The sequence below is a fragment of the Kribbella antiqua genome (assembly GCF_004345665.1).
GTDB lineage: Bacteria > Actinomycetota > Actinomycetes > Propionibacteriales > Kribbellaceae > Kribbella > Kribbella antiqua.
The window spans coordinates 1-10,156 of record NZ_SLWR01000024.1 but is presented as its reverse complement, the minus strand read 5'-3'; the positions used below and the strand labels follow the sequence as shown (position 1 = coordinate 10,156).

Here is a 10,156-nt window from a genome sequence, read left to right as displayed (position 1 = left end):
TCACGTCCTTGACGACCGCGCACCCGCCGAGTTGTTCACGGCGCTGCTAGCCTCGGCGGAACACCTTGTGTTGCAACGTTGACTAGAACCCGCCTTGCCGTGCACTGGTCAGTATTCAGCTGCCGCCGACACTGTCCACCGTTGTCCGACCCGATCCATGGCCACTGTTAGCAAGTCTGTTAGCAAGACGCTCTACGAGGTGCTCACCGACAAATGGGGTGTGTCATCGTTCGATCATGGAGACCTCGGATCCACGGGAACTGAGCAACGACATCCTCGCTTCACACGCGCGATGCGAGGGCACGATTGATCTCATTGCTGAGGTCTACATAGCGATGATGCCGCCCGCTATCGCGAATGCGCTGCTTCCCCCGGATCGAACAGCAGGGAGGAGTGCGGCTCTGATCGCGGCGGTCGTCGAGCGTGAGGAGCTTGCCGACACAGGTCTTGAGGCCGACCTCAAGTATGCAACTCACGTGCGGAACGACCTGGCTCACACATCTGGTCAGCCAGTGACCGACGGCGGCGACTGGCCGTGGGAGCTAGCGAGGTGGGGTCATCAGCGCCGCCTGAAGGCACTCCCAGAGACCATCAGCGAACAGCGCTTGCTGGCAGAGAGAGATCGGATGCGCCTCCTTGACGATCGGCTCATCGAAGTTCTGTTCCACCTTGGCGGCATCCACCGCCGGAAGGACGGCAAGTTCCTCACCGGGCCCGGACCTCGACCGCATACGCCAGATCCCGCAATCCGCCGCCGGTAGCTACCGATCATGGCCCCGACTGGTGCAGGACCGCGCGGCGCTCTCCACCCGCCATGCCTCACCCTTCCGTCTTCCCGTCTGCCGTTCAGCCCACGCGTAGCGCGATCAGCAGACGCCAGAGGGGCCAAGATGGAGCGCCTCACCGGACGAACGATCTTGGCCCCTCTGGTGGCTCCCTATAGATCCTGACTGGGCTGAGCGGCAGACGGGAAGACGCACCCCGACCCACATAGCCGGCCGATTCCGACGCGTCATCCCGGAGTCGTGATGCCCCGCCGGAGGCAATGTCTTGGGCTGTGGTGCAGAACTCCGAGGTTCGGCCCGGCCGGTGAACGGCCGGAGGCCGCATGCGCACGGCCGGGCCGCGCGCCGAAGGCGCGCCTTGATCCCGCAAGAGCCAAACTCGGCAAGGTCTGGAGACTTCGACGGCGGTTAGGACCCTGAACGCCCAACAGATCGCCTCTTACGTCTGAGGAGCGCTCGGACGCGTGACGTCAGCGAGGTCTCTCTGAACCGAATCACGTCCTTGGCCACTCGTAGCCGGATCACATCAAGGTCAACGCCAACAGGCTGCACGTCTCTGTTCAGCGCCTCTTGCCTTGAACTCGACAAAAAGGGGTGGACTACCCGGAGCGTGTTTATCGTCGTTTCCGGAGACACTTGCCACCCGGCCTGGCGCTCATCGTCGGTCAAGTCCGCAATGTAACCGATGCCCGCATCATTGAACGCGAAGGAAAATTCTTGATAAAGAGATGGATTGGCCCCCGAAATCAAGACTCGTGCTCCCATGCGACGAGCGCCGATCCACGTATATCCGGATTCCTTGCCGAGTCCAATATCTCCGAATGTCGACCGACCCAACTTCAGGTCATACATTCCAGCCGTGAGCAGACGAGTTCGGTAATACATCCGGGAATCTCTAATCGTGATAGCAAAGGATTCAACGACTCCCTCCGCCTCGGTTATGAAAACCCAGCACCCAGGTAGGTCGTACGTGTACCCGTCCCCGCTGCTGCTGACTGGCAGCCCTAGCCAAGTGTTCACGCGCTCGATCGGTTCACCGCAAGCGAGCTGATCGAGGAGTTGCGACTGTTGCCTCCTGCGGCCAACCGTTCTCCTCCAGGCGCGAATCGTTAGCCTGCCCAAAACGTACAGCGAGCCATAGATCGCAACAATCGCGGCGATCGTCTCAGATACGTCCCTGACCTGCGTCCAATCTATCTGCATTGTGACCCCGCCCTGTCCTCAGGCCAATATGCCTTACCCAGCTAGCTCGGTTCGTTCACCGATGCGAGCACGGCTGCAGATCATGCCACCGAATTCGCACAGCTACGTGCAAGGCCGTTGCCTGGCCGACGGACGCGATCGAGTCAGCCAGCCTGGCTCCTAGACATCACTCATGCCGGGAATATACGGGTCAGCGGCACTTGAACACACCGCCCTTGTCGACCGGTCGTTCCGGTGGAGGTCCATCCGAACGGGCACGGAGCGGGCACGGGTTCCGGCTATGTTTGGCTACGTGAGCGGACTTAGGGAACTGATGGCGCAGGCGGCACAGCAGATGCGGAACTCGCTGGAAGAGACGCGGGTTGCCCTCTCGCACAACCTGTCCAAAGGGGAGGCGCTTGAAGATGCGGTGCGTGCGTTCCTACGCAAGCACCTGCCCGACTCGATTGGAATCGCCAAAGGGCAGCTGATCGACTCGAAGGGTGCGCGGAGTCCCCAGCTTGATGTCATCTTGTACGACGCTGCGCGTACGCCGATCCTTTTCTCAAGCGCACCAGACGGCATCCAGCTCGTGCCGTCGGAGGGCGCGCTCGCGGTCGTAGAAGTGAAGACAAGCATAGGCACTAGTGACGTCGACTCGCTCGTTACGCACATGCAGGGTGTTAAGGCGCTCGACAAGTCCGCCTATCATCCGGTCAGCATTTCCTCGACGTACAACCTATATGGCGAGCGCCAGGAGATAGCCCCGACATGCTATTTCGTGCTCGCCCTGGAGTGTTCAAATCCAGCCGGGATTGCGGCCGCACTCCGGGAACGTCATGAACAGTTGCCACTCGGCAAGCGGATCGACAGTCTATGCAGCCTCGATGGGTACGCGCTGATGAATGTGAAACCCGGTGTCGAGTTTGGATCGCCCACCGAAAGCATCGACGCGATCCCGATCCCGGGCTCTTATCTGGATGTATATCCAACGGAGAACGCATTGCTCGTCTGGTATCTCGGCATCGTGTCTTATGCTTGTCAGGTTGAGCACCGTCCGATCGATCTGCACATGTATCTCCCGCAGGATGAGCCGCTCTGAGAAATATTTTGGACGGATGCCGCAATTAGCCGAAGAACCTTGCTCCAAACCTCTCTAGTACGGCAGTCGTAGTTCGTGGTCCGGCGATGTGGCGGTCTCGGACGCGAGGGCGACCACCGCTCGATAATCTCGCCGCACATCACGAACTACCGCTGCTGTAGTACTGGGGCGGACAACAGGCGCTCGCTGGCGTACCGTCATGCTGACGTTTCACCAGTTTCCTCGGCACTCGGCTTCAGTTGCGGTTTTACAGGGCCCGTCGATACAGGTCCGAATCGAGTTGGAGAAGACGCCAAGGAAGTTCGGCGTGATACTGCTCTGCGCCGTCAAAAAACGTGACACCGTACTTGCCGGTGCGCCAGCACTCCCGCATCACCTCGGCTGCCGGCCGGTGGAGGTCCAACGCATCGATCATCCCACCTGAGCCAGCGTTGCGAGTGCTGCCGTCCTCGAAGGTAACGTCCTTCCTGAGCCTGACGGCATCATGGAAATCGAACAGCTGACAAATCTGGGTATTGCCGTCCGGCTCCTCGATGACCCGCGTACGCCCACGAATACGCTCCAGTGTTGAACTCCCGACAGCAAGGGCGTTGGGATCGTCATCAATTTCTATCAGGTAGTTCTCCGCGATCGTGGGATGGTCGAACGCAATGGTGCCCGTGGTACCCGCCGGGTATGACACCGGATCGCAATGCTGCTCCGGGTTATCCTTTTCCCAGGCAATATTCTGGTCCCAGAGAAATCCGGCGAAGTCTTGAGTCAGCCTCACGCGGGTTCCAACCTTGAACATGTGCAGGTCGATCCGCTCCAGGTCCTCGGCGGTAGCCGTGATTTGCATTGATCCGTTGTCCAGGGTGACCTCATAGGGGGGCAGGTTGCGGTCAGCATGGACGCCGGTCACCTCCCCCTCGATGCCTATCGGATGGCCTTCGACTTCGGCCAGGGTTACCACGCGGTCACCGACGCGGAACGTTGTCTCTTGCGCGCCATCTGCCCTGGATCGTGGGATAGGCGCGGGTGCTGCCGGCTTCTTTGACCGCGAGCGGAATCCGAACATTCAGTCCCCCCTTGTAGGAAATTTGTCTCTACTTCACATACGGGTCGGGCACAGTCTTCCCGCATTTCTGGCAAGGGTCGTTGTAATGCTCACGGACCCATGTCTGGTGCCCGCAGTGCGGGCATGTGACCTTCACGTTGGCCATTTCGATAACCTTTCGTGTCCCATCTTCGGTCGCCTCGATCCGGCCAAGCAGGCAGACACTAGGCCAATCGGAGCGAGCGCCCTTCATCGGGCCGCCCCTTCCCCTCCACTGGCACTATGGCACTCCCGGCGACCGATAGATAGCCGCGACCGTTTTGAGTGCACACAACCCGAGATCATCAGCCGGTGGTCGCCTCGCGTCCGGGACCGCCACATCGCCGGATCACGAACTACGGCTGGGCTACTAGGCCGGCGCAGCGCAGCCAAGAGTCGGCTCGCCGATCCCGTAGCACCAACTCTCCTGACGTGTGTCGTGGTGGCCGGACAATTGAGCGTCGAGCGGGACGGGGCCAACCAGCGCTGAGCCATGTTGACCGGCTCGTTTTCAGGCCATCGTGCAAAATACGTGCAGACGTACGAGCTGGTGCAGCATCGCGATCTTGCGTTTGTGCAGGTCAGGGCCGCATTTGGCGTGTTCGGGCGCCTTGGCCTTGAAGCCGGTATGGCGGTTGGCGGTCATCGTGGATTCGAATCCCACACCCGGCGCTGATCCCTGGTGAAAGTGGCCTTGCCGAACTCAGATCGCGCATTGATCAGTTTCCTGCGCCGAGCCGATCTAGACTCCCGAGACCGACTGACTGAGAGGCATGGCGCCATGCGGAAACTGATCTACGGCATGAACCTGTCCCTGGACGGCTACATCGCCGCGCCCGGCGACGACATCGGCTGGGGCGTGCCGAGCGACGAGCTGTTTCAGTGGTGGCTCGACCAGGAGTTGGCGATCGGGCTGCTGATGTACGGGCGCAAGCTGTGGGAGGTGATGAGTTCCCACTGGCCGACCGGTGACCAGCAGCCCGACGCCACCGCGGCGCAGATCGAGTTCGCGCGGAACTGGCGGGACACGCCGAAAGTGGTGTTCTCCTCGACGATCGACAAGGTCGACTGGAACACCCGCCTGGTCACCGGCGAACCTGTCGCGGAGATCACCCGACTCAAGGCCGACGACGGCGAGCCGATGAGGGTCGGTGGCGCCACGCTCGCCGGGGCGGCCATGCGGGCCGGGCTGGTCGACGAGTACGAGATCGTCACCCATCCGGTGCTGGTGGGCGGCGGCACACCGTTCTTCACCGCGCTGGACAGCTGGGTGAACCTGAACCTGGTGGAGACGCGGACGTTTCCCGGCGGCGTGGTCCTGACCAGGTACCAGACGAGGCGCTGAGCGCGATCCCTTTGCAGCGTGTCTGAGGGAGTGGCAACATGCCCGGAGCAAAGTCGAGCTGTTCGCTGCGACAAAGGATCGCCATTCCTCGCCTTCACCCTATAGATGCCGATACCAGTCGAGACGGCGGCGGGGTCCGGGGATCAGCGGCAAGATGTTTCGGCTCCGGGAGTCCTTGCGCGAGTGGAACGGTCCGGTGGTCGGGTGAGGTGGCGGCCGAAAAGATCTTGCCGCCCCTGGACGCCGACGGTGGCTCGGCGCCGCGCCTTGATTCCATGACAGGCCAGTTCGGCAATTGCAGCGGGACGGGTCTGTCCTCCGGCGGGTGATGCGCGACACTCGTCCGCCAGGTGATCTTCGACAGTCGAAAGCGCGGATCGCGGCATGACAGGACGTTGGCCGACTTATTTCGCCTGTCGGGCCGCCTTCTTGGCTGCCGCCTCCGCGCGTTGTTCGACGAACCGTGTGGCCTGTACGTCGAGAGCATCGACCGCCGCTGCGAGCTCCTCACGCGCCTGTTCCCCGTCGCCGTCCAGGCCCTCGATCTCGAACACACGCCACTGACGCAGCAACGGTGTCACGATGTCGTCATGGTGGATGCGGAGGTCGTAGATTCCGGCCTTGGCCATCTGCACCGCCTTGCGGGCGAACCCGGGGATGATGCTGCCGGGCATTTGGAAGCCGACTACCTCCTCGGTAATCGCGCGCATGGTCTGGCTGGGCGCGAGCTCGAGGGCCGCCGCGACGATGTTCCGGTAGAAGATCATGTGCAGGTTCTCGTCCATGGCGACCCGGGTGAGCAGCTTGTCGGCGATCGGCTCCTCGGTGAACCGTCCGGTGTTTCGGTGTGAAACGCGCGTCGCGAGTTCCTGGAACGACACGTAGGCGCATACGTTGAGCAGCGGCTTGTCGCCAGAGGCGTAACCGGACTCCATAGTCTCCATGCGGGCCCGCTCGAGCTCGTCGGGATCGACCCCCCGGGTCACCAGCAGATAGTCGCGGATGCAGAAGGCGTGCCTGCCCTCCTCGGCGGTCCACCGGTTCACCCACGTGCCCCACGCGCTATCCCTGCCGAAGGCCCGCTCGACCTCACGGTGGTAGCTGGGCAGATTGTCCTCGGTTAGCAGGTTGACCTCCAACGCGGTGCGCGCGATTGGTGACAATGCCGACTGTCCGACCGACCATGCCTCCCCGCCCAGGTCGGCAAAGTCTCTCCCCAGACTCCAGGGCACGTACTCGTGGGGCATCCATTCTTTAGCGGTGGCCAGATGCCGGTCGAGGTTCGCTGCGACTGTTGGCTCAAGTTCGGCAAGGAGTTGGGCGCTGTCCAGAGCCGTCATGGGGTGTCCTCCCGGTCGCCGAGTGTCTCGTCATGGGTGCCGCCGCTGCGGGTCTATTGGCTCATGATCCCTCAACACGCATTCTCATATCGGCCGTTCCGCGTATTCGCTGTCCGCGGCATGTGAGTGCGTTTCTGGGCCGGGGCGACAATATCGCCATCGTGGGATGCTTCCTGCGTGAGCGATCTGGGCAGTCGATTCGTGGAGTCGCGTGGTGAGCCGATCGAGCTGGATGGCCGGCTCGTGCACATGTCCCACGTGATGTCGCCGCTGCCTGCCGGCGTCTTGAAGATACGGATGCGGACTACCGGAGACCTCGAGCAGGGCGTCGGCGTTAGCGCGGACGGTGGCTGGCTCATGGTCAACGGCGAGAGGTCCAAGCGGTTCGCACTGTGGACGGCCACAGCACCGGACTGCGTGGAGATCGACGTGAAGCCGCTACGCGGCCGCGAAGGGCTCTCCGTTCGGATCTGGAACATCTGGAAACACGAGCGCTGGGCCTCGCCGATGGCCTGGATATCGAACGCCGGTCTCCTCGTCGAACCAAGCGGCGACGCAGCGGTCACCCTTCACGCGAGCGCGGGCCCAGGCGAGCCGACATTCGAAGACCTAACCATCGACGTGACATACGAGCAGGCGTAGCTGGCGAGCGGGTGCCGTTCCGTGGACCAACTGGCTGACGAGCAGCGCGCTATGCAGCCCTATCTGCGGCATGTGAGTGCGTTGCTCGGGCTTCGGATCGTGGCCCCGAACTCGTCACTCGGTGCCGTTCACCCGGTCTGGCCGTCGATCGACTCCCTGATCAAGTCGGCGTGGCCGTTGTGGCGTGCGTACTCCTCGATCATGTGGACCAGGATCCACCGCAAGGTGAAGGTCTCGCCGGTTTTCGGGCTCGTGAGTACTGACTCCTCGTCGAGTCCACCGCGAGTGAGCGCTTCGTCGATGACCGCGTCTGAACGGCTGACGGCCTCGTCGAAGAGCGCCCGCAACTCCTCCGGAGTGTCGTCACGAGCCGATTCGAATTCCCAGTCGTTCTCGATGAGATCCCAGTCGACGGTGTCAAAGGGCGGCGCGAACCCTGCGTCGCGGAACCAGTGATCGAACCACTGGGACTCAACGAGCGAGAGGTGCTTCATCAGGCCCCCCAGCGTCATGTTGGTCGGCGGGCATTGCTGCGCCAACTGCTCCTCGGTCAGGCCGGAGCACTTCCACCGGAGCGTGTCGCGTTGGTACGCCAGTGATCCACGCAAGATCGCGACTTCGCTGCCGTGCAGTGGCGCTTCGGTCCGCGCATTGATGTCAAATTCCTGTGCTGCGCTCACAGGTGCGCATCGTACGGGGGACTACCGCTCATCGGCACGAGCGGAAAGCCTGTCAAGTGGCGGAGGCCATGTACGCGGCGAGGATGTAGTTGGGATGGCGGTCGAGGTTGTTGCGGGCGCGGTCGTCGCGGATGGTGGTGCGTGGGTCGGCGTGGCGGGCGGCGATTTGTACATCGCGCAGGTCGACGCCGCCGTCGAGCATGGTGGTGACGAAGGTGTGCCTGAGCATGTGCGGGTGGAGCCGCGGCAGCTTGACACCTGCGTGCTCGGCGAGGCGTCGCAGCCGACGGGTCGCGCAGTGCCGGTCCATCCGGGTGCCGCGAGAGGTCAGCAGGATCGGTCCGGCGGTCCGGTCGTCGATGGCCCGCTCGATGGCCCGTGCTACGGCTGGGGGAAGCGGTACCAGCACGATCTTGTCGCCCTTGCCATGCACGCGGAGAACCCGGTGGCCGTACTCCTCGCCGAGGTCTTCGATGTCGCTGCCGGTGGCCTCGAAGATCCGAAGACCGAGTAGACCCAACATCGCGACCAGGGCGAAGTCGCAGCGGTTGGGTGACTGCCGTGCGGCGGTCAACACGGCCTCGAACTGCAGGTGCGTCAACCCGAGGGTCGGGGATTCAGGTGGCACATGTGGGCGGCGCACGTACTCGGCCGGGGAGCGTTCAAGGACGCTGTCGATCACGCACGTCCGGTAGAAGCCCGCGACGACCGATATGCGTCGGGACACCGTCGATGGCCGGTACCGGCGCACTTCTTGTAGCCAGCGGATGTAGAGCTCGACGTGTGGCCGGCTCGCTGTCAGAGGGTCGAGGCCGCGCTGATCGCACCACACCAGATACCCCCGCAGGTCCGACTCGGTGTGGACGCGGGACTGGCCTTTGAACCGAGCCAGGTGGGCGGCGACGGCTATCCGTAGGATGCGAGACGTCGTGACGACGATGCCGGAGACGGCCGGTCCCGGTTGTGAGATCTCCATGCCGCCAGTGCCCAGCGCGCGACGGGACGCGTCAACCGCCCACAAGTTCACCATCTGCGGCATGAGCGTGCGGCTGAAACGTAGGTTTATCTGCTCATGGCTGTCGCAAGCAGTGGCCCTGCGTGCTCCTCAACGAGAGGCACCCACTCCGGCCAGTCCAACGTCCGACCAAGGAGGCGTACTGCAGTCCAGTACTCGATCATGCTGTCACTGGACTGCAGCAATCGCTCAATCCAGGCGAAGACATCGCGCAGGGCAGCCGGGTCGCCAATGGCGTGGGGCATCACATCGTGGCGGAACACCCAGTCGACGCGCCCCGCGGGATCTGCGCCGTCGTCGGCCTCAAGAGCGGCGGCTGCCTGCGGAAAGGTCCTTAGGAACTCCTCTCGGATGTTGTCGCTTGTGAGGAGCACGCCGACACGGTAGCTCAGGTGGAGTCCACTCATCGTGAGTGCACCGGACAGCGGCAGATGATGAGGTTTCTCTCAGCAGCTCTCCTGAACCATGAGCATCACCCGGTGGTTCTGATCGCGGAAGTCGCCTAGTTCGAACTCGCTATATGGAGGCGCGTTCTCGGCAAAGAACTCTTCCACGCGTGCCAGTAAGGCATCGCGCTCGGCGCCGCGCACCTCGGCCACATCGAGCTCGTAGGCCCGCACGACATGGACGTCTGGGCGCTTCATGAGCCGTCTGGCCTGCTTGGCATCCAGCGGGCCGCCGCGCATCCGCCAGGCACTCCCGTCGACGTCGACCCACTCGCGGTCATGTACCGGCCGTGGCCACGTCAGCCAACCGGCGTGGGATTCCGGGTCACCGTCGCCACGGGCGCTGATCTCATCGAACTGTCGCGAGTTCTTCTGGCCCACGCGCCCATGATCACATTGCGGAGCTCGCACCGCTGCCGGGACACGGCCATCTGGAACACTCACCAACAGCGGCAGATGAGTGCGATTGAGGGGGACGGCCAACGGGTCCTGGTGGATCATTGGTCAGTAGACCGACTCATAGACCGGTGGCCGAAGTTGTCCA

The 10,156-nt window shown here is 62.9% G+C and carries 12 protein-coding genes; 4 read left to right on the top strand and 8 right to left on the bottom strand.

What is annotated here, in order from left to right; genetic code table 11:
* Positions 1 to 236: 236 nt before the first annotated feature.
* Positions 237 to 761 carry a hypothetical protein gene (locus EV646_RS38655; RefSeq protein ID WP_132157819.1) on the top strand — a complete coding sequence of 175 codons (525 nt, stop codon included), beginning with the start codon at positions 237 to 239 and terminating at the stop codon, positions 759 to 761.
* A 432-nt stretch (positions 762 to 1,193) separates the two neighbouring features.
* Here EV646_RS38655 and EV646_RS41125 read toward each other — a convergent pair whose 3' ends face one another.
* Complete coding sequence (locus tag EV646_RS41125; protein WP_422386739.1) at positions 1,194 to 1,988, bottom strand: ETEC_3214 domain-containing protein; 795 nt, start codon at positions 1,986 to 1,988, stop codon at positions 1,194 to 1,196.
* Between the two features lie 292 nt (positions 1,989 to 2,280).
* On the opposite strand from EV646_RS41125, the gene EV646_RS38650 reads away from it, so the two are divergent.
* Positions 2,281 to 3,069 (top strand): DUF6602 domain-containing protein, encoded by a 789-nt coding sequence (locus EV646_RS38650; protein WP_132157817.1) that lies wholly within the window; start codon positions 2,281 to 2,283, stop codon positions 3,067 to 3,069.
* Between the two features lie 247 nt (positions 3,070 to 3,316).
* On the opposite strand, the gene EV646_RS38645 is transcribed toward EV646_RS38650, so the two are convergent.
* Both EV646_RS38645 and EV646_RS40810 read right to left on the bottom strand, forming a co-directional pair.
* On the bottom strand, positions 3,317 to 4,021 hold the full coding sequence (locus tag EV646_RS38645) for a hypothetical protein (RefSeq protein WP_132157815.1): 705 nt from the start codon (positions 4,019 to 4,021) through the stop codon (positions 3,317 to 3,319).
* Between the two features lie 634 nt (positions 4,022 to 4,655).
* Complete coding sequence (locus EV646_RS40810) at positions 4,656 to 4,790, bottom strand: hypothetical protein (protein WP_277875159.1); 135 nt, start codon at positions 4,788 to 4,790, stop codon at positions 4,656 to 4,658.
* Positions 4,791 to 4,925: 135 nt separating this feature from the next.
* Between EV646_RS40810 and EV646_RS38640 the strand changes: the two genes are divergently transcribed.
* On the top strand, positions 4,926 to 5,489 hold the full coding sequence (locus EV646_RS38640; RefSeq protein WP_132157814.1) for a dihydrofolate reductase family protein: 564 nt from the start codon (positions 4,926 to 4,928) through the stop codon (positions 5,487 to 5,489).
* A 404-nt stretch (positions 5,490 to 5,893) separates the two neighbouring features.
* On the opposite strand, the gene EV646_RS38635 is transcribed toward EV646_RS38640, so the two are convergent.
* Positions 5,894 to 6,829, bottom strand: a complete 936-nt coding sequence (locus EV646_RS38635; protein ID WP_132157812.1) for an acyl-ACP desaturase — start codon at positions 6,827 to 6,829, stop codon at positions 5,894 to 5,896.
* A gap of 177 nt (positions 6,830 to 7,006) precedes the next feature.
* Between EV646_RS38635 and EV646_RS38630 the strand changes: the two genes are divergently transcribed.
* A complete protein-coding gene (locus tag EV646_RS38630) occupies positions 7,007 to 7,471 on the top strand; it encodes a hypothetical protein (RefSeq protein ID WP_132157810.1) in 465 nt (154 codons plus the stop codon).
* 128 nt (positions 7,472 to 7,599) lie between these two features.
* Here EV646_RS38630 and EV646_RS38625 read toward each other — a convergent pair whose 3' ends face one another.
* The 4 genes from EV646_RS38625 to EV646_RS38610 form a co-directional block, all read right to left on the bottom strand.
* Positions 7,600 to 8,151, bottom strand: a complete 552-nt coding sequence (locus tag EV646_RS38625; protein ID WP_199237536.1) for a DinB family protein — start codon at positions 8,149 to 8,151, stop codon at positions 7,600 to 7,602.
* A 52-nt stretch (positions 8,152 to 8,203) separates the two neighbouring features.
* A complete protein-coding gene (locus tag EV646_RS38620) occupies positions 8,204 to 9,127 on the bottom strand; it encodes a tyrosine-type recombinase/integrase (protein WP_132157808.1) in 924 nt (307 codons plus the stop codon).
* Positions 9,128 to 9,213: 86 nt separating this feature from the next.
* Positions 9,214 to 9,540: a hypothetical protein gene (locus tag EV646_RS38615; protein ID WP_132157806.1), complete on the bottom strand. Its 327-nt coding sequence runs from the start codon at positions 9,538 to 9,540 to the stop codon at positions 9,214 to 9,216.
* A gap of 72 nt (positions 9,541 to 9,612) precedes the next feature.
* Positions 9,613 to 9,993 (bottom strand): hypothetical protein, encoded by a 381-nt coding sequence (locus EV646_RS38610; protein WP_132157804.1) that lies wholly within the window; start codon positions 9,991 to 9,993, stop codon positions 9,613 to 9,615.
* Positions 9,994 to 10,156 lie beyond the last annotated feature (163 nt).

What these genes read in the sequence shown, in the direction of transcription:
- EV646_RS38655 (WP_132157819.1), top strand. Translation starts at nt 237, where the DNA reads ATGGAGACCTCGGATCCACGGGAACTGAGCAACGACATCCTCGCTTCA.
- EV646_RS41125 (WP_422386739.1), bottom strand. Translation starts at nt 1,988, where the DNA reads ATGCAGATAGATTGGACGCAGGTCAGGGACGTATCTGAGACGATCGCC.
- EV646_RS40810 (WP_277875159.1), bottom strand. Translation starts at nt 4,790, where the DNA reads ATGACCGCCAACCGCCATACCGGCTTCAAGGCCAAGGCGCCCGAACAC.
- EV646_RS38640 (WP_132157814.1), top strand. Translation starts at nt 4,926, where the DNA reads ATGCGGAAACTGATCTACGGCATGAACCTGTCCCTGGACGGCTACATC.
- EV646_RS38635 (WP_132157812.1), bottom strand. Translation starts at nt 6,829, where the DNA reads ATGACGGCTCTGGACAGCGCCCAACTCCTTGCCGAACTTGAGCCAACA.
- EV646_RS38620 (WP_132157808.1), bottom strand. Translation starts at nt 9,127, where the DNA reads ATGGAGATCTCACAACCGGGACCGGCCGTCTCCGGCATCGTCGTCACG.